Here is a 22792-nt window from a genome sequence, read left to right on the forward strand (position 1 = left end):
GGAGGGCTCCCTCGGGGCGGCGGGCGGGCTAGTGCCCTTACCCTCGTACCTCAGGTTCGGTTGAGGTCAACCCCGGATCCGGAGCGCCGGCCGGATGGCCCTCCGGCGTCCTTCACGGCGAGCAGTGCGGCTTCGAGGCCGCTGGTGAAGGAGACCTCGCTGAGGAGTCCCGGAGCGGCGACCTGGTCGCCTGCCAGGAAGATCCCGTCGCCGCGGACGATCGCGGGCCGGTCCCGCCAGGTGGTGCCGGGGCGGTCGACGGCGCCGGTGCGGCCGTCGGCGAGGGCCTCGGAGTGCCAGGTGGTGCGCTCGCGCCGGCCCGGGAAGCCGAGGTCGAGGAGTTGCTCGGCGCGGGCGATGCCCTCGGCCTTGGCCACGCCCGGGCCGATCGGGAACTGGCCCTGGAGCAGCTGTTCTCCGGCCGGAGCCAGCCCGGGATCCTGGGCGGTGAACCGTTCCAGCCAGCCGGGCGCGTCCAGGTCCGACACGATGAACAGGTCGCCGCGCCGGGTCCGTACGGCCAGGTCCACCAGGACGGCGCGGCCGCTCTCCCAGGTCAGCGACGCGTCGTCGAGGAGGACGCGGGCGGCGTCGAGTGAGGTGGCGACGGTGACCGGACCGGTACGGGCCAGCTCGCCGAGCGTACGGGCGTCGACGCGGGCTCCCGTCTCGACGGCCACGCCGAGGCCGCGGGCGTGGCCGGCCATCCGTTCGATGAGCCGCCCCCAGCCGCCGACCGGGTAGCGGGCCTCGGGCGGCAGCGAGGTGAGGCGGCTGAAGCGCTCCTGGACGAACCGGGCGGAGAGCGCCCCGGGGTCGTGGTGGAAGAGCGCGGCGGCGACGAAGTGCGCGGCGGCCCGTGCGCCTTCGTCTCCGACCTGGCCGGTGGCCCACTCCTGGAATGTGGCGTCCACGGGGGCCGTACGCGGGTTGCGGCGGGAGAGCCGCAGCAGGGCGGCGGGCGGCAGCGCGCGCAGCGCTCCGGCCCGCCGGAAGCGGAAGCGGAACCCTTCGAGGAGCGGTACGGAGGCGACCGGGCCGAGCAGATCGCGCCGGGCCAGCCAGGTGCGGAGCGGCCCGCGGTGGTACAGGGCGTGCGGTCCCTCGTTGGTGCGGTACGGCCCGTCGGCGGTCCTGGCCCGGCCGCCGAGCATCCGGTGGCTCTCGTACAGGGTGACCCGCGCGCCGGATTCGGCCGCGGTGATCGCGGCGGTGAGCCCGGCGATGCCGCCGCCGATGACGTGGATGCGGACGGGCTGCTCCGTGTGCTTCCTGTGCTTCCTGTGCTCCATGGCTGGAACTCCTTCGCCTCTTTTGATGATGCGACGGATCGGAGGCGGCAGCCTGTGACATCGGCGGCCTGTGACATCGGGCGGGCTTGGCCGGGCGGGGCGTTGTCAGTGGTGTGCGTCACGATGGGGGCATGGCGACGAGTGCGGGCAGGACGGCCAAGGCCAAGAAGGACACCATCGCGGCGGCGCGGCGCCCGGAGGTGCGGCTGCCGCCGCTCGTTCCGTACGACGGCGAGGGCCTGGAGCCGGACGGCGACTACGACGGCGTGCGGTTCGACGGCGTGGATCTGGCGGACGCGTCGGGGCGGGGCGCGCGGTTCATGGACTGTGCGCTGGAGAGCTGTGCCCTGGACCGTACGGATCTGGCGCGGGCCCGCTTCATGGACTCGGTGCTGACCGGCGTACGGGGCGTGGGCACGGACCTCGCGGAGGCGTCGCTGCGGGATGTGGAGGTGGTGGACGCGCGGCTGGGCGGGGTGCAGCTGCACGGGGCGGTGCTGGAGCGGGTGGTGGTGCGCGGCGGCAAGATCGACTACCTGAACCTGCGCAAGGCCCGGCTGAAGGACGTGGTCTTCGAGGGCTGCGTGCTCTCGGAGCCCGATTTCGGGGACGCGCACCTGGTGCGGGTGGAGTTCCGGGACTGTGTGCTGAAGCGGGCGGACTTCAGCGCGGTGCGGATGGAGTCGGTGGACCTGCGGACGGTGGCGGAGCTGGACATCGCGCGCGGCGTGGACCGGCTGGCGGGAGCGGTGATCAGCCCGGCCCAGCTGATGGAGCTGGCCCCGGCGTTCGCGGCGCAGATCGGGGTGCGGGTGGAGGGGTGACGCGGCTGCGGGGCGTGGTCAGAGGCGGGGGAAGCGGGCCTGGAGGTCCCAGATCACGGGGTTGTCGGCGAGGCCGTCGTGCAGGTCGGCCAGGTCGGCGATCAGGTCGTGCAGGAAGTCGCGGGCCTCGCGGCGCAGGAGCGAGTGGCTGAAGGTCAGCGGCGGCTCGTCGCCGGGCATCCAGTCCGCCTCGACGTCGACCCAGCCGAACCGCCGCTCGAAGATCATGACGTCCGAGGACTCGGTGAAGTCCAGTTCCGCGTACTGCCGCCGGTGTGAGCGGTTGCCGCGCGGGTCCTGGTCGATCTGCTCGACGATGTCGCACAGCGCCCAGGCGAAGTCGAGCACCGGAACCCATCCCCAGGCTGTGGACACCTCGCGGTCCGCCTTGGTGTCCGCGAGGTAGACGTCACCGGAGAACAGATCGTGCCGCAGCGCGCGGACGTCCGTGCGGCGGTAGTCGGTCTGTGGCGGATCGGGGAAGCGGCGGGAGAGGGAGTAGCCGATGTCGAGCACGGATCGATGGTGTCATGCCGGATCGGACCAGGCTGACACGATCGGGTGAACGGAGATCGTTATGCCTCACGCATATGCCAGACGCCTCTAGCTTCACCTTATGGTCAGTTCGCCTCATGAGGCTCATCATCGGATCTTCCAGAAGAATCCGGGCTTGTTCGCCAGCGCACGGAGATCAGGCCGCCGCTCGAACGGCACGTGGACACGCTGCTGCGCATCGACCTGGTCGGCGGTGACAGCCTGCTGCTGGCGATCGAGGCGCAGGGCAGGAACGACCCGGACAAGCGGAGCAGTTGGGCCTACTACCTCGCCCACCTCTACGCGAAGTTCCGGTACCCGCCGGTGCTGCTGGTCGTCTGCCGGGACAAGGGAACGGCCGAGTGGGCGGCCGAGCCGATCCGTATCGGCCTGGAGAAGCACCCGAGTCTCGCCGTGTTCCCGCTGGTGCTCGGTCCGCACAACGTACCGATGATCACGGACGCCGCGAGAGCCGCCGAAGACCTGCCGATGGCTGTCTTCTCCGCGATCACCCATAGTAACGATCACGACATCGCTGCCATACTGGACGCGCTCGCCGAGGCCCTCCGGGCCACGGACGCCGACGCCGCAGCGGTCTTCGCCGAATTCACCGAAGCGGGCCTGGGGACCACCTCGGCCCGTGAGCTCTGGAGGAATCTGATGGGCACTGGTCTCAGTCACTTCCGCGGCTTCGTCGCCGAATCCTTCCGCGACGAGGGGCGGGTGGAAGGCCGTGTGGAGAGCCGCGGCGAGGACATCCTGCGGATTCTCGCGGTGCGAGGTGTCGAGGTGCCGGATGAGGTGCGGCAGCGGATCACCGGCTGCAAGGACCTCGATGTGCTCGATGTGTGGTTCGAGCGGGCTGTCACCGCGTCCACCGCCGACGCGGTGTTCGACGAGGGCTGACGACGAGGGGCGAGGGGCAGGGCCGGGCTCCGGTCACGGCAGCAGCCGCTGCTCCTTCGCCACCGACACAGCGCCCGCCCGCGTGTCGACGCCGAGCTTGTCGTAGATGCGGCCGAGGTGGGTCTTGACCGTGGCCTCGCTGATGAACAGCGCGCGGGCGATGTCGCGGTTGCCGAGGCCCTGGGAGAGCTGGGCCAGGATGTCGCGTTCGCGGTCGGTGAGGGTGGGGCCGGGGCTGCGCATGCGGGCCATGACCCGGCTGGCGACCGGGGCCGAGAGCGTGGTGCGGCCCTCGGCGGCGGAGCGGATCGCGGCGAAGAGTTCCTCCGGGCGCTCCGCCTTGAGGAGGTAGCCGGTGGCGCCCGCCTCGATGGCCCGGGTGATGTCGGCGTCGGTGTCGTACGTGGTCAGCACCAGGACGTTGACCGTGCCGGCGGCGGCGATGCGGCGGGTCGCCGCCACGCCGTCGATGCCGTCGCCGAGCTGGAGGTCCATGAGGACGACGTCCGGAGCGAGGCGGGCGGCGAGGACCACGGCCTCCTCGCCGCTGCCCGCCTCGCCGACGACCTCGATGTCCGGTTCGCTGCCGAGGAGGGCCAGCAGGCCGGCGCGGACGACCGCGTGGTCGTCGCAGAGGAGGATGCGTACGGGTGGCGTCTGCGCGCCTTGGCCGGTCATGCGGTGGCCTCCAGGGTGGTGAGCGGGATCTCGGCCGAGAGCACCGTGCCCTCGCCCGGCGCCGACTCGATCGTGAGCGTTCCGCCGAGCTGGTGCACGCGCGCCCGGATCGCCGGGAGCCCGTGGCCGCGTACGGCACCTGTCGCGCGCGGGGCGCCGGGATCCGGCGTGAAGCCGCGGCCGTTGTCGCCGATGTCCAGGACCACCCGGTCGTCCAGGTGGGTCAGGGTCAGCCCGGCGGCGGTGGCGCCGGAGTGCTCCCGTACGTTGGCGAGGGCCCCTTGCGCGATCCGCAGCAGCGCGGACTGCACCCGGTCCGGGAGCGGAGCGTGCGCGGCGCCTTCCACATGGCAGCGCACGGTGAGCGCGCCCTGCGTCTGGGCCGACTCGCGGGCCGCCAGTGCGTGCAGGGCCGCTTCCAGGCCGCCGCCCTCCGCCAGATCGGCCGGCGCCAGGTCGTGGACGAAGCGGCGGGCCTCGGCGAGGTTGCGTTCCGCGATGCCGGTGGCCGTACGGACATGGCGGCGGGCCGCGTCCGGGTCGGCGGCCCACGTGCGGTCGGCCGCCTGGAGCAGCATCTGCTGGCTGGACAGGCCCTGCGCCAGCGTGTCGTGGATCTCCATGGAGAGCCGCTGGCGCTCGGCGAGGGTTCCTTCGCGCCGCTCGGTGGCGGCCAGTTCGCGCCGGGTGCGCAGCAGGTCGTCGATCAGTTCGCGCTGACGTGCCGCCAGGTCCCGTTGGCGTACGGCCTGCCGTTGCATGTGCACGAACACGGCGGTGGCGACGGCCGCCACGGCCGGTGGGGCGAGCACCAGGTTCGGGTCGAAGCCGGTGGCCAGGCGCAGTTGCGCGGCCACCACCAAGGCGGTCAGCAGCGCCACCAGCGCGAGCGCCGCGCGCGGCGGCAGGATGCGCAGCCCGGTGTAGAACAGCGGCACCGCGCACCACGCGAAGCTCGGTGCGAGCACGACCAGCACCATCCAGACGGCGACCAGGACCCCGAGCCAGGTGAGCCGGCGAGGCGTGGGCCGCGAGCCGAGGACGGGGCCCAGCAGGTACAGCACCGCCAGCGTGATCGACAGCGCGATGATCCACGGCGTACGGGCCTCGCCCGGGTGCCGCATCAGGAACCGGGTCAGCGAGGCGCCGAGCAGCAGGAAGAACGCCGCGTGCATGAGGAGCGCGAGCCAGCGGGCGTCGGGGTCGGGGCCGGAGGCCGTACCGTCCGCCTCCGCTTCCCGTACACCGGTCCGGCGCTCCACCCTGTACCTCACGTTCCCTCGTTGACCTGCACGGATCCCTCCATGGTGGCCCCATCCGACCACCTCCGCATCAACCGATCGGCCGACAGAGGCGTCAGCCGTCCCGCGCGCCGCTTGCAGCCGGTACGTCGACCGTACGGGGCCGGATCCGGCCGGAGGATCGATGGCAGAGAGCGAAACGCCGGGACCGTCATCGGGACGGCCCGGAATCCACCAGGGAGCCACCATGAAGAAGCTGTCGCTGCGGGCCCGCGTCCTCACCGGTACCGTCGCCGTCGCCGCCCTCGGAGCCGGAACCTTCGGCGCCGTCACCGCGAACGCCTCCGCCCCGGCCGCCGCTCCCGCCGCAGCGGTCAAGGCCGACACCGGCAACCGGAACCTCCAGCAGAGCACGCACCTCACCGTGGCCGCCGCCACCAAGGCCGCGCAGGCCACGCTGGACGCCGCGAAGAAGGAGAACCAGCGCGTCTCGGTCGCCGTCGTCGACCGCGACGGCAACACCATCGTGACGCTCCGCGGCGACGGCGCCGGCCCGCAGTCGCCGGAGTCGGCGGTCAAGAAGGCGTTCACCGCCGTCTCCTGGAACGCGCCGACCTCCGAGCTGGTCAAGCGCCTGGAGCAGACTCCCAACCTGAAGGACATCCCGGGCACTCTGTTCCTCGGCGGCGGCGCTCCGGTCCAGGTCAAGGGCGCTCCGGTCGCGGGCATCGGCGTGGCGGGCGCGCCGAGCGGCGACCTGGACGAGAAGTTCGCCAAGGCGGGCGTCGCCGCGCTCGCCCGATAGTCACCTCCGCACAGCCGAGAACGGAGAGGCCCATGAACGCCCTCGATCACGCCCTGCTCACCGCCGCACGCACCGGCGACACCGACGGTGTGCGCACCGCGATCGAGGGCGGCGCGCGCGTCGACGTCCGCGACGAGGAGCTGCGCACCCCGCTCCTTCTCGCCGCGCTCGGCGACCATGTGGAGGCGGCCCGGCTGCTCGTGGCCGCCGGCGCCGACCCGGACGCGCAGGACCGGCGTGAGGACAGCCCGTGGCTGGTCACCGGGGTCACCGGCAGCGTCGCGATGCTGCACGTCCTGTTGCCGGCCGGGCCGGATCTGACCTTGCGCAACCGGTTCGGCGGCATCTCGCTGATCCCCGCCGCCGAGCGCGGCCATGTCGCGTACGTACGGGAGGTGCTGCGCAGCACCGGCACCGACGTGGACCACGTCAACCGGCTCGGCTGGACGGCCTTGCTGGAGGCGGTGATCCTCGGCGACGGCGGCCGGGCACACCAGGAGATCGTGGAGCTGCTGCTCGCGGCCGGCGCGTCTCCCGGCCTGCCGGACGGGGACGGCGTCACGGCGCTGACGCACGCCGAGCGGCGCGGGTTCGCGGAGATCGCCGCGCTGCTGCGGGCCGCAGCGTGACCGGCGTACGCGCGGCGCGGACCGCCGCTCCTTCCCGTACGCCTCGTGCTCCTCGTACGCCTCGCGGCTCCCGCTCGCGCCGGCTCACGCCGGTTCTCGCCGCGGCCGCCGTCCTCGCCGGCTGCGCGACCGGCACGACGGAGGCCGCTCCGGACGCGCGGCGAACGACCGCCTCCGCCCCGGACGCTACGGAAACGACCGCTCCAGCCCCGGCCTCCTCCAGCGCCACCGGCCGCACCCCGCAAGGCACCCTCCTCGTAGCCGACTTCGGCAGCGACACCGTCACCTTCGTCGACCCCGGCACGCCAGGTTCCGGAAAGACCGCCGGCCCCATCGCCTCCCTCGAGGTCGGCACCGCCCCCTACGGTCTCGTCGTCGGTGAGGACGGACGCGCCTGGGTCGCCACCGCCGAAGGCGTCGCCGTCGTGGACACGCAGCGGCGGACCCGGATCGGGACCGTCCCGTACGAGACGGAGACCGGGTCCGTCACCACCGGCGAGTACCGGGGCGGCGGCATGGGCATCGCCTTGGCACCCGACGGCCAGCACGTCTACGTCGGTGTCAACGTGCCGGACGGCAACGGCACGGTGGAGGTCATCGACACCGCGACCCGCGAGGTCACCGGCGTCGCCGACGTCGGCCGCCGGCCCTTCGACGTGGACGTCTCACCGGACGGCCGCGAGGTGTACGCCACCGACCACGACTCCTTCGACGTGACGGCGGTGGACGCCGGCACGCTGAAGACCCGGCGCATGGAAGTCGCGCCGTACGGCACCGAAGGCGGTCCCGGCTCCTGGCTGAAGCCGCACTACGCCGTCGTACGGCCCGAGGACGGCAAGCTGCTGCTGCCGTTCGAGGGCGAGCGGCTCGCCGTTCTCGACCCGGGCACCGGCGAGGTGGCGATCGAGCGCATGACCGCCAACACCCACCAGCACGGCGCGGCCCTCGCTCCCGACGGCACCCTCGTCGTCGTCGGCACCGGCCCGATCGGCCCGGACGACGAGGACCCGTCGCTGACCGTCCGCACGCCGGACGGCAAGGAGCGGATCGTTCCGCTGGACGGGCCGCACGAGGACGTGGCGGTGTCGGCGGACGGCCGTACGGCGTACGTCACCGGCGGGTTCACTCGTGACGGGTACGGGGACGGGATCACCGTCGTCGACCTGCACGACGAGGAAAACGAGCCGGTACGGCTGGAAGCAGGCAACCGACCTCTCGGTATCGCCATCCTCTGAGGCGGAGCCGTCCGCCCGTCCCCCGGGGCGGGCGGCTCCTTCCCGTCCACAGCCGCACCGCATCCGACGCCTAGGATCGACCGGTGAACCACCGCCTCCCGGCTGCCGCCACTCCCGTCCTCCTCCTCGCTCTCGTCCTCCTCGCCGCGGGCTGCTCCGGCGGTGTCGAAGGCGCTCCGGGCGCGGTCGGACTGCGCGACCCGTACTATCCGGGCCTCGGCAACGGCGGCTACGACGTCACCCACTACGGCCTGGAGCTCGACGTCGACCCGGCCGCGAACCGGCTGCGCGGCACCGCCACGATCACGGCCCGCGCCACGCAGGACCTCAGCGCCTTCCACCTCGACCTGGCCGGGCTCGACGTGGAGAGCGCCACCGTGGAAGGGCGGCCGGCGGCGGTGAACCGGGCGGGCCGGGAGCTGACGATCCGGCCGGGCGCCGCGGTGGAGGAACGGCTGCGCAAGGGGCGCACGTTCACCACCGTCATGCGCTACTCCGGCTCGCCGGAGGCCATCACGGACGCGGACGGCGGCAAGGAGGGCTGGCTGCGGACGGCGGACGGCGCGGTGGCCCTCGGTGAGCCGGCCGGCTCCATGGCCTGGTTTCCCGGCAACCACCACCCGAGCGACAAGGCCGCGTACGACATCGAGGTCACCGTTCCCGATCCGTTGAAGGCCGTCTCCAACGGAGAGCTGGTCGCCCGCCGTACGGAGAACGGCCGTACCGCCTACGGCTGGCGGACCGCCGAACCGATGGCGAGCTATCTGGCCACCGTCGCCGTCGGCCGGTTCACCACCGAGCAGTCGCGCACGCCCGACGGCATCCGGCTGTTCACCGCCGTGGACCCGGAGCCGGCGGCCGCGAGCAAGGACGTGCTGGACGAGATCCCGGCCGTACTGGCGTGGTCGGCCGAGAAGTTCGGGCCGTACCCGTTCACCTCCGCCGGAGCGATCGTGGAGCGCGAAGGCGACTCGGCGTACGCGCTGGAGACGCAGACCCGCCCCGTCTTCCCCGGCCCGCCCGACACCGCGCTCCTCGTCCACGAGCTGGCCCACCAGTGGTTCGGCAACTCCGTCACGCCCGCGACCTGGCGCGACCTCTGGCTCAACGAAGGCTTCGCCACGTACGCGGAGTGGCTCTGGGCCGCCGACCACGACGACGTACCGGTCCAGGAGAGCTTCGACGAGGCGTACGCGGACGACGCCAACTGGGCCTTTCCGCCAGCCGATCCACCGGGCGCCGCCGATCTGTTCGAGCCGCCGGTGTACGGGCGCGGTGCGATGGTCGTCCACCGGATCCGGCTCGCGATCGACGACGACAAGGCGTTCTTCGCGCTGGTCAAGGGATGGACGAAGGCGCACCGGCACGGCAACGCCTCGACCGACGACTTCATCGCGTACGTGGAGAAGGAGACCGGCCAGGACCTCACCGCGCTGTGGGACGCCTGGCTGTACGGCGAAAGCCGGCCGCCCGTGACGGGCTGACCGGCTTCCGGGTTCCGTACTGCTGGGGTTACTTGACGTTGACGCCGGTCCAGGTGGCCGAGACCGCCTTCAGTTCCTCGCTGTCCGCGCCGAACAGGTCGGTCGCCGCCTTCTCGGTCGCGACGCGCGCGCCCGCGTAGTCGGTGGTGGAGGTCATGTGGACGGAGAGCGCCTTGTACCAGATCTGGTACGCCTTCTCCCGGCCGATGCCCGTCAGCGTCGAGCCGTCGGAGGTCGGCGAGTCGTATGCGACGCCGTTGACCGTCTTCTTCCCGCTGCCCTCGGCGAGCAGGTAGAAGAAGTGGTTGGCGACGCCGGAGGAGTGGTGGACGTCCAGGTTGCCGAGGTTCTCGTCCCAGTAGTCGGCCGAGCTGCCGTCCTTGGACGGCTGGTCCATGTAGCGCAGCGGCGTGCCGTCGCCGTTGATGTCGATCTTCTCGCCGATGAGGTAGTCACCGGCGTCCGAGGCGTTGTCGGCGAAGAACTCCACCGAGGCGCCGAGGATGTCGCTGGTCGCCTCGTTGAGACCGCCGGACTCACCCGCGTACTCCAGGTTGGCGGTGGCGGAGGTGAGGCCGTGCGTCATCTCGTGGCCCGCGACGTCGATGGCGGTGAGCGCGTTCTTGTTGCCTTCGCCGTCGCCGTACGTCATGCAGAAGCAGCTGTCGTCCCAGAAGGCGTTGACGTACGCGTTGCCGTAGTGGACGCGCGAGTACGCGGCCTTGCCGTCGCCGCGGATGCCGTCCCGGCCGAGCGCCGACTTGTAGAAGTCCCAGGTCTTCGCGGCGCCGTAGTGGGCGTCGACGGCGGCGGTCTGCCGGTCCTCACCGGTGCCGTCGCCCCAGGTGTCGTCGTCGTCCGTGACGAGTGCGCCGGTGCCGGAGGAGCCCTGGTTCAGGTCGTACGTCTTGTGGCCGCCGCGCTCGGCGTCGGTGAGCTCGAATCCCGCGTCGGTCCTGGTGGTGGTGATCTCGACCTCGCCGCTGTACTGGCTGTGGCCGGTGCCGGTCTCGATCGCCTCGTAGCTGCGCAGCTTCTTGCCGGTGGTGGCGTCGGTGATGGTGTGGAGGCGGCTCGGCGTGCCGTCCTTCCGCACGCCCTTCTTGACGGTCTCCCAGGCGAGGACGGGCGCTTTGCCGTGGCTCGCGTAGATCACCTTGCGAGCGCTCGCCGCGGCCTTCAGCTTCGGTGTGGTCGACGCCACGGCTATCTTCGCGTCCGTCGCCTTGTCGACGCTTCGGAGCGTGCCGTCGGCGGCGGTGTGCGTGACGAGGTCGCCGCCGAGGACGGGCAGGCCGGCGTAGGTGCGCTCGTAGCGGGTGTGGACGGTGCCGTTGGCGTCGGTGATGACGTCGCGGACGATCAGCTTCTCGCTGCCGCCGAGCTTGAGGGCCTTCGCCGCCGCGGTGGTCTCGGTCTGCGCCGACCTGATGGCGGTGGCGCGGTCGGCCGAGGAGTTGATGCCGAGCGCGGCGGCCGTGGAGGGTGCCGGCGCGTCACTGCCGTTGTCACCGGTGGTGGCGACCGCGGAACCGGTCTGGACTCCGGCGACCACCATCGAGGCGACCGCCGCGAGTGCTGCGAGCCGACGGGTGGTGCGCGTGGTGCGGGAGTTGTGGGGGGTGGTGTGGAGGTTCATGCGTGTTCTCCGTTGGTCGTCCTGTGGGGGGACTACGAGCGGAGAGCGTGCCACCGAATGAGCGAAGTTGACGGTGTGCCGACAATTACCTCACAAGTTTTTGACCAGTCCTTGTCCGGCTGAGGTGTTCACGTGTCCGGTATTCGGTGGAGTGGCATGATTTCTCTGTGCTGTACATGGGGCCGTACAGGTGAGTTGACGGAACGTCACGCGCACAGCCGCGAGCCCCCGGCCGCCTGCGTGCGCGGTCGGGGGCTCCCGGTGGAGACAGGTGCGGCTCGGGTCAGAGGTTGACGCCGAAGTCGCGGGCGATGCCGCTGAGGCCGGAGGCGTAACCCTGGCCGACCGCGCGGAACTTCCACTCGGCACCGTTGCGGTAGAGCTCGCCGAAGACCATGGCGGTCTCGGTGGCGGCGTCCTCGCTCAGGTCGTAGCGGGCGATCTCGGCGCCGCCGGCCTGGTTGAGGATGCGGATGAACGCGTTGCGGACCTGGCCGAAGTTCTGGCTGCGGGCCTCGGCGTCGTAGATGGAGACCGGGAAGACGATCTTGTCGACGTCGGCCGGCAGACCCGCCAGGTTGACGTTGATCTGCTCGTCGTCGCCCTCGCCCTCACCGGTGACGTTGTCACCGGTGTGCACGATGGTCTGGTCCGGCGTCGACTTGTTGTTGAAGAAGACGAAGTGGCCGTCGGAGACGACCTTCCCCTCCGTGTTGACCGCGATCGCCGAGGCGTCGAGGTCGAAGTCGGTGCCGGTGGTGGTGCGGACGTCCCAGCCGAGGCCGACCGTGACGGCGGTCAGGCCCGGGGCCTCCTTGGTGAGCGAGACGTTGCCGCCCTTGGACAGGCTTACAGCCATGGGAAGTCCCTTTCCTCGTCGTGTGCGGGCATTCGTGCCATCACGAAAGCTACCGTCACCCGTCCTAACGCAGCCAGCAGACCATGAGGTTCCTGCTCTCTTTACTTTCTTTGCCGAACTTCCTCCTGAAGAGGTGCCGAAGGGGTCTCCTGCGGACAGCTCAGGCGCAAAAGAAGGTGACGAACCCGGTGCGGGACGGGGAACATGGATGACATGTCCGGGCCCTATGTCATCCGCGGCTCGGTCTCCCTGCCGGAGGCCGAGCTCATGTGGCGTTTCTCGCGCTCCTCCGGGCCCGGCGGCCAGCACGTCAACACCAGCGACTCCCAGGTGGAGCTGCGCTTCGACCTCGCCGCGACCGACGCGCTGCCCGAGGTCTGGAAGGCGCGGGCGCTGGAGCGGCTGGCGGGCAGGCTGGTCGGCGGCGTGATCTCCGTGCGGGCGTCCGAGCACCGCTCCCAGTGGCGCAACCGTGAGACGGCCGCCGTCCGCCTCGCCGCGCTCCTGGCCGAGGCCACGGCGCCGCCGCCCAAGCCGCGGATCAAGCGGAAGATCCCGCGCGGGATCAACGAGCGCAGGCTGCGCGAGAAGAAGCAGCGCGGCGACACCAAGCGCGGCCGCTCCGGCCGGGACTGGTGACCGCAGGGTCCAAGCCCGCCAGCCCCTGCTGCCGATAGCGCGTCTACGTCACCCCAGCTGCCGGTAGCGCCCCTTGAAGTACGCCAACGGCTCCCCGTCCGCGCTCGGCACCTCAGCCGTCAGCACGCGCCCGATCACCAGCGTGTGGTCACCGGCCACCACCCGCTGCTCCGTACGGCACTCCAGGGTCGCCAGCGCACCACCGATCAGCGGTGCCGCCGTCACCTCGCCGCGTACGTACGGCAGGTCCTGGAAGAGCAGCCGGTCGCTGATCCGGCCCTTCATGGCGAACCGTCCCGCGATCTGCCGCTGGCCCGCCGCCAGGACGGAGACGGCCCACAACGGTTGCTCGTCGAGCAGGTCGTCCATCCGGGAGCCGTTGCGCAGGCTCACCATCACCAGAGGCGGATCCAGGGACACGGACATGAAGGCGGTGGCCGTCATCCCGACGTCCTCGCCGCGGCCCTCCTCGTCGAGCGGCGGCTCCTGCGCGGTGACCAGCACCACTCCGGCGGCCAGCCGCGCGAGCGCTGCGCGGAACTCGTCGTTGCTCACCCCCTCAGCATGCGGGATGGGCTCGGGGCTCGGGGTGGCGGGAGTCGTCTGCAGCACACCGGAACGCTAACCGCGCACGACGGCCCGCGACATCGGGCCAGGGGACCAGGCGGGTCCTAGGACCTGAGCCCGACGAGGCCCCGAGGGTGTCCGGACACCGAAGCGTGGCCGGATCCGTACGGCCGGATTTGCGCCAGGAAAACGACAGAACGCCCGAAGAGTCACCCTCAACCACTGGACCATCTGTTGTGACTTGAGTCACAGAGTCCATTTTCCGCTGACCCTGTGTACCGGGTGCACAGCTCACTGTGATTCAGTGGCCGTGACACTGCAACAAGTACGTCGATATGAAACCTGGAGTTGCTGTCGAGGTCTCGGGGAGTGCGAGCGATGGAGGCCGAGTCGGAACCCTACGTCCGCCTTGCGACCATGCGGCAGCTGCACCAGGCCGTCGCTGATCTCAACACGGCGCGGAGTCTGGCGGACACGCTGCAGACCGTGGCGGACGGCATCGTCACCGGTCTCGGATACGAGCTGGGCTGCGTCAACCTGGTCCGGCCCGACGGTGACCTCGTCATCGCCGCCTTCGCGGGCAACGCCGCCGCCGAGGCCCTGATCACCGGCCGTGTCGGCTCCCGCACCTCCTGGGACCGCCGGCTGACCATGGGCGAGGCCTGGGACCAGCTGCGGTTCATCCCGCACACCGAAGGCTGGGTCCTGCTCGACGACGACGTACCGCAGTGGCACACCGAGGGCCCCGAGCCGCGCTTCGAGGACGAGTGGCACCCGCTGGACCGGCTCTACGCGCCGATGTACGCCTCCGGAGGCGGACGGGACCTTCTCGGGGTCATATCCGTCGACCGGCCGCGCAATGGGCGCCGCCCCGGCGCATGGGGGCGCGAAGCGCTCCAGATGTACGCCTCCCAGGCCGCCATTGCGATCAGCAACGCTCGCCTCCGAGCAAACATGCAGCGCGCACTGGTCAGGCTCGAACGTGAACAGCAGGCGCTGCGGGCCAGCGAGGAGTCCTTCCGCCAGGCTTTCGAGTACGCGCCGAGCGGTATGGCCATCGCCGAGATGGGCGGCGACCAGCACGGCCGGCTGCTCCGCACCAACGACGCCCTCTGCCGGCTGCTCGGCCGTCCCGCCTCCGTCCTGCGCCGCTACTCCTTCGCCGACCTGGTCCACCCCGAGGACATCGGCACCCTGCTGCGCACCTCGGCCGAAGGCGGTCGGGCGGAGCTGCGGCTCGGGCGGCGGGACGGGACGTACCTGTGGGTCTCGCTGCGTAACTCCGTCGTCGCCGACACCGCCGACGGGCCGCGCTTCCTCCTCACCCACGTCGAGGACATAGAGGAGCGCAAGCGCCACGAGCTGAACCTCGCCCACCGCGCCTCGCACGACGCGCTCACCGGCCTGCCCAACAGCGCCGAGCTGAAGTCCCGCCTCAGCGCCCGGATCTGCGAGTGGCCGAACTCTCCGGCCGCCACCGCGATCGAGGCGCTGGACGCGGCGTACGGAGACGTCGAGTCGTCCCTCACCCACGGCTACCAGTCCGACGGGTACGAAGGCGAGGCGGCGCCCGGCGGCGGGCTCTACGACCACCATGTGCACACGGTCGCCCCCGACGCGGAGCACGACGACGGCACGAAGGGGCTCGCGGTCCTCTTCTGCGACCTCGACGGCTTCAAGTCCATCAATGACCGCTTCGGCCACCACACGGGTGACGCGGTTCTCATAGAGGTCGCGCGACGGCTCTCCACCTGTGTCCGGGACGGCGATACGGTCGCGCGGCTCGGAGGTGACGAATTCGTCGTTCTCGCGGACGGCCTCGGCGCGGCGGACGCCGCTGACCTGGCCGTACGCCTGCGAAATGCCATCATTCCGCCGATAAGGGTCGATGGGCGCGCGGTCCGGGTCGGAGCGAGCTTCGGCATCGGCTGGGCCGAGTGCGGGATGAGCGTGGAAGAGGTCCTGCGCTCCGCCGACCAGCGGATGTACGTCGAGAAGCGGTCGCGGTCCAAGGTTCACCGCAGAGCCGGATGATGTTCACGGCCGACGCGCACCCTTACCCCGTACACGTCCCTCCGAACCGGCCCGGTCCATGATCGCCATTCGGACTGTGCTCCGTACGAGGTAGGCTCGGCCGGTCGGCGACGGCTGGCGAGATGGTGAGGAGTGACCCAGGGATGACGGCCGGAAGCAACGGCGCGAGCAAGCCCGAGGACGACGATCCGTTCGGCTACCTGTACGCGGACGGACAAGCGGCAGGCGCCCAGCCGCCCGGCCAGGGCGGCTACGGCTACCCGGGTCCGGCCGCGCAGCCGGGCGTGCCCAGGACGTCGTACAACCAGGTGCGGACGGTCGGCGAGCGCCAGTACGGGCAGCAGCAGGTCCCGCCGCAGCCCGGGCAGGGCGGCTACGGCTACCCGCCCCAGCAGGGCTACGGCCAGCCGCCCGCACCCCAGTACCACCAGCCGAACCCGCAGTACGCGGCCCCCGAGACCTACCCCGGCGGCGCGCCCGCCGCGCACCACGGTTCGGTCTCCGGCGGCGGTTCCGGCGGCCGTGGCGGCCCGAACACCAAGGCGCTGCTGATCGCGGCGGTCGCCGTGGTCGCGGTCGTCCTCCTCGGCATCGGCGCGGCACTGCTCTCGGGCAGCGACGGCGACAAGGACAAGAAGAACAACGAGGCGGTCTCCTCGGAGGGCCCCGCCGACAAGGTCGACGAGTCCGGTCAGCCGGACAAGGAGCCCGAGGAGAAGCCGGAGCCGGTCGAGCTCCCGAAGCAGGACGCGGCGACGCTGACGCTCGGCGGCTCGGCCATCACGGACAAGTCCGTCAAGGGCGCCGAAGGCGTGGGCGGCAGCTATGTCTCGGGCTTCAACCAGGTCGGCTCCTCGGTGACCTGGAAGGCGAAGATGCCGACCGAGGGCTCGTACCGCCTCACCGTGCGCTACGCCATTCCGGCCGTCGACGCGAACGCGACCCTGACGGTCAACGGCAAGCCGAACACGCAGCCGATCGGCCTGAAGAACTTCATCAGTTCCTCGGACACGAACCTGGAGAAGAACTGGCAGACCACCTGGGCGCCGGTCGACCTCCAGAAGGGCGACAACGAGATCAAGATCTCCTGCGAGGACGGCAACCAGTGCGACGTGCTGCTCGACTGGCTGGAAGTCACGCAGAAGTAGGCAGCCGGCTCACGGAACGGCCCGCCGACTCATCGTCGGCGGGCCGTTCCGCGTGCCGGACAGCTCAGACCGCTTCGCCGGCCCGCTCCACGCGCACGCGCGGCAGCAGCTCCGCGTAGGCCGCCGCGTCGAACTCGCCGGCCGTCGGGGCCAGGACCGTCGCCGCCGACAGCGCCACCGCGCGGGACAGCCGGCCGGGCCAGTCGAGCCCCTCGGCCAGGGCGGAGAGCAGACCGGCCACGGCGGAGTCGCCGGCTCCGGTCGGGTTGCCGCGGACGGGCGCGGGCGGAACGGCGCGCCAGGTGCCGTCCGGCGTATCGGCGAGGACGCCTTCGGGGCCCAGTGAGGCGATCACCGCGTGGGCACCGCGGCGGCGGGCGTCCCGGGCGGCGCGGAGCGGCTCGCGGAAGCCGGTGAGCTGGGCCAGCTCGTCCGCGTTCGGCTTGACCAGGTCGGGGCGGGCGGCGATGCCTCGGCGCAGCGGTTCGCCGCTGGTGTCCAGGAGCACGGGTACGGAGGCGGCGCGGGCGATCCGGACCAGCTCCGCGTAGGCGCCGACGTGGACGCCGGGCGGCAGCGAGCCGCAGAGCGCGACGGCGTCGGCGTCCGCGACGAGCTCTCCGTACGTCCGCAGGAACGTGGCCCATTCGCCGGCGCTCACCTGTGGTCCCGGCTCGTTGAGCTGTGTGGTGTCGCCGGTCGAGCGGTCGTTGATCGCGAGCGTGCGGCGGGTGGTGCCGGCGACCGGGACGAGGGCGTCGTGCGGCGGGAGCGGCGCGAGGAGGGTGCGCAGGACGTCTCCGGTGGCGCCGCCGACGAAGCCGGTCACCACGGTGTCGTGGCCGAGCGCGCCGAGCACGCGGGCGACGTTCAGGCCTTTGCCGCCGGCGCGTTCGGTGACCTCGCCGACGCGGTGGCTGGCGTGCGGGACGAGTGCGTCGACGGTGTACGTCACGTCGAGCGCGCTGTTCAGAGTGACGGTCAGGATCACCTGGTCCGGCACCTCCCTCGATCCGTCGGTCCGTCCGCCCGTGCCGGTGGCTCCGGGCTTGGACCGACCGGCCAATGGAGGGCGGCGTCTCGGGGCTGTCCACGCGCATCTGCGGCGTTGTCGCGCGCACCCAGCCCCGCTCCTTCTCCCACCCTCCATCGGCCGGTCGGTCTTAGTGATCATGTCAAAGGGATGGCGGCCGGGCCCAGTACCCGGCCCCGACCGCCATCTCTTCGTTACGTGCTCACCGGGGCCGCGACCCACGGACGAGGGCGGCCCGGCGTCGCTCAGGCCGTCTTCGGCTCGATGATCCACTCGCCCTTGCGCATGACGCCCGCCAGCACGAAGTCCTCGTCGAGCACCACCAGGTCCGCGTCCTTGCCCGGCTCCAGCGAGCCGACCCGGTCGTCCACGCCGAGGAGGCGAGCGGGGTTGGCCGAGATGGACCGTACGACGTCCTCCACCGGAATCCGGTCGATGGTGACGGCCCGGCGGAACGCGGTGTCCAGGGTGAGGGTCGAGCCGGCGATGGAGCCGCCTTCCACCAGCCGGGCGACGCCGTCGCGGACCTCGACGGCGAGCGGGCCCAGGTCGTACAGCCCGTCGCCGAAGCCGGCCGCGTCCATCGCGTCGGTGATCAGCGCGACCCGGCCGGCGCCCTTGTGGCGGTAGGCCAGCTCCAGGACCGCCGGGTGCAGATGCGTACCGTCGTTGATCAGCTCGACGGTGATCCGGTCGTCCTCCAGGAGCGCGGCGATCGGACCGGGCTCGCGGTGGGCCAGCGGGGGCATCGCGTTGAACAGGTGCGTGGCGACGGTGGCGCCCGCGTCGATCGCCTCGACGGTCTGCTCGTACGTCGCGTCCGTATGGCCGATCGCGGCGATCACGCCGAGGTCGGCGAGCAGCCGTACGGAGTCGAGTCCGCCGGGCAGCTCGGTGGCGAGGGTCACCATCCGCGCGGCACCGCGCCCGGCGTCGACCAGCTTGCGGACCTCGGCCGGGTCCGGGTAGCGCAGCAGCTGCTCGCTGTGGGCGCCCTTGCGGCACGGCGAGATGAACGGGCCCTCGAAGTGGATGCCGGCCAGGTCGCCCTGTTCGACCAGCTCGGAGAGGATGCCGGCGCGCTGGGCGAGGAAGTCCATCTCGTCGGTGACCGTGGAGGCGACCAGCGTGGTGGTGCCGTGCTCGCGGTGCGTACGGATGCCGTGCAGGACCTCGTCGACGGTGCCGGAGGTGAAGGATGCCCCGCCGCCGCCGTGGTTGTGCATGTCCACGAAGCCGGGCACCACCCAGTGGCCGGTGAGGTCGACGACCCGGGCGTCCTCGGGAGCGGAGCCGGCGATCCGGGTGGACTCGACGGTCACCCGGCCGTCCTCCACGGTCCCGGTGGGAAGGACCACCCGGGCGCCCGCGAGGACCGTGCTGTCTGCTGCGCGTCCGGCCATCAGGCGGATACCTCCGTGGCGAGTAGATCCCAGGCGAGCAGCCCCGCGCCCAGGCATCCGGCGGTGTCCCCGAGGGCCGCCGGGACGATGTGGGGCAGCTTCTGGAACGTGACGCGTTCCTCGACGGCCGCACGCAGTGGTGTGAACAAGGTTTCCCCGGCCTCGGCGAGACCGCCACCGATGATGAGCGTGCTGGGGTCCAGCAGGGTGAGCGCGGTGACGAGTCCGGCGGCGAGCGCGTCGACCGCGTCCCGCCAGACCGCTATCGCCGCCGGATCGCCGGACTCGACGGCCTTGGCGCAGTCGGCGGCGTCCGCCTCGGGATCGCCGGAGGCGGCGGCCCAGGCCCGGCTCACCGCGGAGGCGGAGGCCAGGGTCTCCAGACAGCCGCGCTGGCCGCAGCCGCAGTCGGGCCCGTCCGGGCGGACGACGATGTGGCCGATCTCGCCCGCGTACCCGTGCGCGCCGGCCTCGATGGTCCCGCCGATGCCGATGGCCCCGGCGATCCCGGTGCCGAGCGGCACGAACAGGAAGCGGTCGGCGCCGAGGCCCGCACCGATCCGGCCCTCGGCGAGCCCGCCGGTGCGCACGTCGTGGCCGAGCGCGACCGGAATCCCGCCGAGCCGCTCGCCCAGCAGGGTGCGCATCGGTACGTCGCGCCAGCCGAGGTTGGCGGAGTAGACCGCGATCCCCTGCTCGGCGTCGACGATGCCGGGCACGGCGACGCCGGCGGCGAGCGCGCTCTCGCCGAAATGCTCCTCGCCGTAGGCGCGCAGTTCCGCGGCGAACGCGAGGATGGTCTCGACGACCGCGTCGGCGCCGCGCTTCCGGCCGGTGGCCCGCCGCGCCTCATGGAGCAGCGTGCCGTCGGTCCCGACCAGCGCGGCCTTCATTCCGGTGCCGCCCACATCGAGGGCGATGACATGTCTCACGAGGACAGTTTCGCCCGTCGACCCCTAAAAGGTCTAGTCCACTAGCGCGGTTTGTTGCGCACCCATACAAAATGATGAACGAGTGAAGGCGGACCGTTTTCTGCTGGAAAGCCACGAAATGGGCACGCGGAACAAGGGTCTGCCTGAGCCAATGGTCTGGACCAAGATACGGGTTCGGAGCTCCGACTGCCAGAGCACGTAAGCCAGTTGTGGCCCCTGAGGTCCGCATACGTTGCCGAAGCGATACGCCGGTGGTGTAGACCTTCCCTCCGGCGTGAGGGAAAATCGCAGTTCATCCGGACGGTGGCAGGACGGGTGGCGGCGCCGTGGCCGACCGATCAGAGGTCCGCACGGTGACGTTGCGCCACCGCCCGCGACCAGATGGATCAACGAGGATGGGCGAGGCTGTGCAGCGGCGCTTTACGGTTCTGACCGCGGTGGTGGCCGCGCTGGGTATGACGGCAACGTTGTCGGCCTGCGGAGGTGACAGTGGCACGGGCGACGTCACCCTCACGCTGGTCGCCGCCGACTACGGCAACAGCTCGGCCAACAGCTCCGAGAAGTACTGGAGCGGTGTCGCGGCGGGCTTCGAGAAGCAGAATCCCGGCATCAAGGTCGACGTCAACGTCTACTCCTGGAAGGACGTCGACCGCAAGGTCGCCGAGATGGTGAAGGCGGGCAAGGCTCCCGACATCGCGCAGATCGGCGCCTACGCGGACTACGCCAAGGACGGCAAGCTCTACAGCGCCGACCAGATGCTCTCCATCCGCACCCAGGCCAACTTCCTCCCGAGCCTGACCGACGCGGGCAAGGTCGACGGCACGCTGTACGGGCTCCCGTTCGTCGCCAGCACCCGGCTGCTCTTCTACAACGAGAAGCTCTTCGGCCAGGCGGGGCTGGACGCGCCGGAGACCTGGGACGACATCCAGAAGGACGCGGCCGCGCTCAAGGCCAAGGGCGTCAAGTACCCCTTCGCCCTGCCGCTCGGCCAGGAGGAGTCGCAGGCCGAGACGCTGATGTGGCTGCTCAGCAACAGCGGTGGTTACGTCGACGACGTCGGCCTCTACGACATCGACTCGGCGCAGAACATCGCCACGTTCAGCTGGCTGCGGGACAACCTGGTCGGCAAGGGCCTCACCGGCCCCGTCGCGCCGGGCAAGCTGGACCGCGCGAAGGCCTTCGAGGCGTTCACCAAGGGCGAGGTCGGCATGCTCAACGGCCACCCCACGCTGATGGAGGAGGCCGAGGCCAAGGGCGTCAAGGTCGGCATGGTGCCGCTGCCGGGCGCCGAGGGGCCGACCAAGGGGTCGATGGGCGTCGCCGACTGGATGATGGGCTTCAAGCAGAACGGCAACCGCAAGGCGATCGGCGAGTTCTTCGACTACGCCTACTCCGACGAGAACGTGCTCGCCTTCGCCGACGAGTACGACCTGCTCCCGGTGACCGGCAGCGCGTCCGCCGAGATGGAGACCGACAGCAAGCACGCGAAGCTGCGCGAGTTCCTGGCGGCGCTGCCCAACTCCCAGCTGCCTCCCTTCGGCAAGACGTCCTGGGCGACGGTGAGCGAGTCGATCAAGACGAACATCGGCGAGGCGGTGGCGCCCGGCGGGAGCCCGGAGCGGGTGCTCGGGGAGATAGCGGCTGAGGCGGCGAAGGCGGAGAGCGCGGAGTAGGTGGGCGCGGCGGGGTCGGTTGCGCGGTTAGGTTGGTTGTATGACCGCTCCTGACGCCGATCCCGCGCCCACCCCTCCGGGGCTGTCCGACCGTGACCGTGCTCTGCTCGCGCTGGAGCGGAGGTCGTGGGCAGGGCCGGGGGCGAAGGAGCGGGCGATCCGGGAGGAGCTGGGGATGTCCCCGGTGCGCTACTTCCAGCTCCTCAACGCGCTGATCGAGGACGAGCGGGCGCTGCGGGAGGATCCGGTGACGGTGAACCGCCTGCGCCGGCTGCGGGCGGAGAGGCGCGAGCGCCGCTGAGCCTTTCCGTGGGCGCTGCCCCCGAGCCCCCGCTCCTCAAACGACGGAGGGGCTGGATTGCTACGCTCAACCCCATGGGCAGCCACTCCGTACAGCCGCCGATCCCGACCCCGACCACTCCGGCCGGCCGCGATGGCCTGAAGGCCGTCCTCGAACGGCCCGGCCGCGCGGTCATCGCTCTCGACTTCGACGGCACGCTCGCCGACATCGTCCCCGACCCCGAGCGCGCCCGCGCCCACCCCGGCGCCGTGGAAGCGCTCGCGGCGCTCGCGCCGAAGGTCGCCTCCATCGCCGTGATCACCGGCCGCCCCGCAGGCGTCGCCGTACGGTACGGCGGCTTCGCGGGCGTCCCCGGCCTGGACCACCTCGTCGTCCTCGGCCACTACGGCGCCGAGCGCTGGGACGCCGTCACCGGCACCGTGTCCGCTCCCGCACCTCATCCCGGCGTCGCCGAGGCGCGCGCCGAACTCCCCGGCGTACTGCACGAGTTCGACTCCTGGCACGGCACCTGGATCGAGGAGAAGGGCCAGGCCGTCGCCGTCCACACCCGCCGCGCCGAGGACCCGCAGGCGGCCTTCGAGACCCTGCGCTCCCCGCTCGGGGAGCTGGCCGCCCGCCACGGGCTGATCCTCGAACCGGGCCGCCAGGTCCTGGAGTTGCGCCCGCCGGGCATGGACAAGGGCGTGGCGCTCGCGGAGTACGTACGCGAGGTCGACGCCGCATCCGTCGTGTACGCCGGAGACGACCTCGGCGACCTCGCCGCTTTCGCCGCCGTGGAGAAGCTGCGCGGCGGCGGCGCGGACGGCATCCCGGGCCTCCTGGTGTGCAGCGGCAGCGCCGAGGTGCCCGAACTGGCCGAGCGCGCCGACCTGTCGGTGCCGGGCCCGGCCGCCGTGGTCGACTTCCTGGCGGCCCTGGCCGGTCAGCTGTAGGCGC

At 71.6% G+C, this 22792-nt stretch carries 21 protein-coding genes and 1 pseudogene; 12 read left to right on the top strand and 10 right to left on the bottom strand.

The annotated features are described in order from the left end of the window. Nucleotides 1–50 precede the first annotated feature (50 nt). Nucleotides 51–1292 carry an NAD(P)-binding protein gene (locus tag ABZ267_RS27955; RefSeq protein WP_356755214.1) on the bottom strand — a complete coding sequence of 414 codons (1242 nt, stop codon included), beginning with the start codon at nucleotides 1290–1292 and terminating at the stop codon, nucleotides 51–53. Between the two features lie 131 nt (nucleotides 1293–1423). On the opposite strand from ABZ267_RS27955, the gene ABZ267_RS27960 reads away from it, so the two are divergent. After that, nucleotides 1424–2116, top strand: coding sequence for a pentapeptide repeat-containing protein (locus tag ABZ267_RS27960; protein WP_356755216.1), 693 nt, complete (start codon nucleotides 1424–1426; stop codon nucleotides 2114–2116). A gap of 18 nt (nucleotides 2117–2134) precedes the next feature. On the opposite strand, the gene ABZ267_RS27965 is transcribed toward ABZ267_RS27960, so the two are convergent. Then, complete coding sequence (locus ABZ267_RS27965) at nucleotides 2135–2632, bottom strand: hypothetical protein (RefSeq protein ID WP_356755218.1); 498 nt, start codon at nucleotides 2630–2632, stop codon at nucleotides 2135–2137. 100 nt (nucleotides 2633–2732) lie between these two features. On the opposite strand from ABZ267_RS27965, the pseudogene ABZ267_RS27970 reads away from it, so the two are divergent. Beyond that, nucleotides 2733–3556 (top strand): annotated as a pseudogene (locus ABZ267_RS27970) (hypothetical protein). Nucleotides 3557–3589: 33 nt separating this feature from the next. Here the strand turns inward: ABZ267_RS27970 and ABZ267_RS27975 are convergent. Both ABZ267_RS27975 and ABZ267_RS27980 read right to left on the bottom strand, forming a co-directional pair. Next, nucleotides 3590–4234, bottom strand: a complete 645-nt coding sequence (locus tag ABZ267_RS27975) for a response regulator transcription factor (RefSeq protein WP_356755220.1) — start codon at nucleotides 4232–4234, stop codon at nucleotides 3590–3592. Then, nucleotides 4231–5496, bottom strand: a complete 1266-nt coding sequence (locus tag ABZ267_RS27980) for a sensor histidine kinase (RefSeq protein WP_356755325.1) — start codon at nucleotides 5494–5496, stop codon at nucleotides 4231–4233. The genes ABZ267_RS27975 and ABZ267_RS27980 overlap by 4 nt, the downstream gene beginning before the upstream one ends. A gap of 226 nt (nucleotides 5497–5722) precedes the next feature. Here ABZ267_RS27980 and ABZ267_RS27985 point away from each other — a divergent pair, with 226 nt between their 5' ends. The 4 genes from ABZ267_RS27985 (at nucleotide 5723) to ABZ267_RS28000 (ending at nucleotide 9628) form a co-directional block, all read left to right on the top strand. Continuing rightward, nucleotides 5723–6280, top strand: a complete 558-nt coding sequence (locus ABZ267_RS27985; RefSeq protein WP_356755222.1) for a heme-binding protein — start codon at nucleotides 5723–5725, stop codon at nucleotides 6278–6280. A 32-nt stretch (nucleotides 6281–6312) separates the two neighbouring features. Beyond that, nucleotides 6313–6909, top strand: a complete 597-nt coding sequence (locus ABZ267_RS27990) for an ankyrin repeat domain-containing protein (protein ID WP_356755224.1) — start codon at nucleotides 6313–6315, stop codon at nucleotides 6907–6909. Beyond that, entirely contained in the window at nucleotides 6906–8144 is a 1239-nt protein-coding gene (locus ABZ267_RS27995) for a hypothetical protein (protein WP_356755226.1), read from the top strand. Before ABZ267_RS27990 ends, ABZ267_RS27995 begins: the two co-directional genes overlap by 4 nt. 83 nt (nucleotides 8145–8227) lie before the next feature. Continuing rightward, nucleotides 8228–9628, top strand: a complete 1401-nt coding sequence (locus ABZ267_RS28000) for a M1 family metallopeptidase (RefSeq protein ID WP_356755228.1) — start codon at nucleotides 8228–8230, stop codon at nucleotides 9626–9628. 28 nt (nucleotides 9629–9656) lie between these two features. Here the strand turns inward: ABZ267_RS28000 and ABZ267_RS28005 are convergent, their stop codons facing one another. Both ABZ267_RS28005 and ABZ267_RS28010 read right to left on the bottom strand, forming a co-directional pair. Beyond that, a complete protein-coding gene (locus tag ABZ267_RS28005; RefSeq protein WP_356755230.1) occupies nucleotides 9657–11267 on the bottom strand; it encodes a M4 family metallopeptidase in 1611 nt (536 codons plus the stop codon). Between the two features lie 283 nt (nucleotides 11268–11550). Beyond that, nucleotides 11551–12126 carry a TerD family protein gene (locus tag ABZ267_RS28010; RefSeq protein WP_356755232.1) on the bottom strand — a complete coding sequence of 192 codons (576 nt, stop codon included), beginning with the start codon at nucleotides 12124–12126 and terminating at the stop codon, nucleotides 11551–11553. A 204-nt stretch (nucleotides 12127–12330) separates the two neighbouring features. Here ABZ267_RS28010 and arfB point away from each other — a divergent pair, with 204 nt between their 5' ends. Further along, nucleotides 12331–12765 carry an alternative ribosome rescue aminoacyl-tRNA hydrolase ArfB gene (gene arfB, locus ABZ267_RS28015; RefSeq protein ID WP_356755234.1) on the top strand — a complete coding sequence of 145 codons (435 nt, stop codon included), beginning with the start codon at nucleotides 12331–12333 and terminating at the stop codon, nucleotides 12763–12765. Nucleotides 12766–12813: 48 nt separating this feature from the next. Here the strand turns inward: arfB and ABZ267_RS28020 are convergent, their stop codons facing one another. After that, on the bottom strand, nucleotides 12814–13320 hold the full coding sequence (locus ABZ267_RS28020) for a flavin reductase family protein (protein ID WP_356755236.1): 507 nt from the start codon (nucleotides 13318–13320) through the stop codon (nucleotides 12814–12816). A gap of 390 nt (nucleotides 13321–13710) precedes the next feature. On the opposite strand from ABZ267_RS28020, the gene cdgB reads away from it, so the two are divergent. Continuing rightward, complete coding sequence (gene cdgB / locus ABZ267_RS28025; RefSeq protein WP_356755238.1) at nucleotides 13711–15366, top strand: diguanylate cyclase CdgB; 1656 nt, start codon at nucleotides 13711–13713, stop codon at nucleotides 15364–15366. Between the two features lie 143 nt (nucleotides 15367–15509). Continuing rightward, on the top strand, nucleotides 15510–16514 hold the full coding sequence (locus tag ABZ267_RS28030; protein ID WP_356755239.1) for a CBM35 domain-containing protein: 1005 nt from the start codon (nucleotides 15510–15512) through the stop codon (nucleotides 16512–16514). 64 nt (nucleotides 16515–16578) lie between these two features. Here the strand turns inward: ABZ267_RS28030 and ABZ267_RS28035 are convergent, their stop codons facing one another. The 3 genes from ABZ267_RS28035 to ABZ267_RS28045 form a co-directional block, all read right to left on the bottom strand. Further along, the gene (locus tag ABZ267_RS28035; protein WP_356755327.1) at nucleotides 16579–17505 is read right to left on the bottom strand and encodes a 1-phosphofructokinase family hexose kinase; all 927 of its coding nucleotides are present in this window, start codon (nucleotides 17503–17505) and stop codon (nucleotides 16579–16581) included. 287 nt (nucleotides 17506–17792) lie between these two features. Further along, entirely contained in the window at nucleotides 17793–18950 is a 1158-nt protein-coding gene (nagA, locus tag ABZ267_RS28040) for an N-acetylglucosamine-6-phosphate deacetylase (protein WP_356755241.1), read from the bottom strand. Beyond that, nucleotides 18950–19882, bottom strand: a complete 933-nt coding sequence (locus tag ABZ267_RS28045; RefSeq protein ID WP_356755243.1) for an ROK family protein — start codon at nucleotides 19880–19882, stop codon at nucleotides 18950–18952. The genes nagA and ABZ267_RS28045 overlap by 1 nt, the downstream gene beginning before the upstream one ends. A 395-nt stretch (nucleotides 19883–20277) precedes the next feature. On the opposite strand from ABZ267_RS28045, the gene ABZ267_RS28050 reads away from it, so the two are divergent. The 3 genes from ABZ267_RS28050 to otsB all read left to right on the top strand — a co-directional run bounded on the left by ABZ267_RS28050 (nucleotide 20278) and on the right by otsB (nucleotide 22788). Continuing rightward, the gene (locus ABZ267_RS28050; protein ID WP_356755245.1) at nucleotides 20278–21555 is read left to right on the top strand and encodes an extracellular solute-binding protein; all 1278 of its coding nucleotides are present in this window, start codon (nucleotides 20278–20280) and stop codon (nucleotides 21553–21555) included. A gap of 40 nt (nucleotides 21556–21595) precedes the next feature. Beyond that, nucleotides 21596–21856, top strand: a complete 261-nt coding sequence (locus tag ABZ267_RS28055) for a DUF3263 domain-containing protein (protein ID WP_356755247.1) — start codon at nucleotides 21596–21598, stop codon at nucleotides 21854–21856. A gap of 74 nt (nucleotides 21857–21930) precedes the next feature. Further along, nucleotides 21931–22788: a trehalose-phosphatase gene (gene otsB, locus ABZ267_RS28060; protein WP_356755249.1), complete on the top strand. Its 858-nt coding sequence runs from the start codon at nucleotides 21931–21933 to the stop codon at nucleotides 22786–22788. Nucleotides 22789–22792 lie beyond the last annotated feature (4 nt).

Origin of the sequence: Streptomyces sp. NPDC006174 (assembly GCF_040614075.1) — a bacterium.
In the GTDB taxonomy this organism is placed as follows: Bacteria; Actinomycetota; Actinomycetes; order Streptomycetales; family Streptomycetaceae; genus Streptomyces.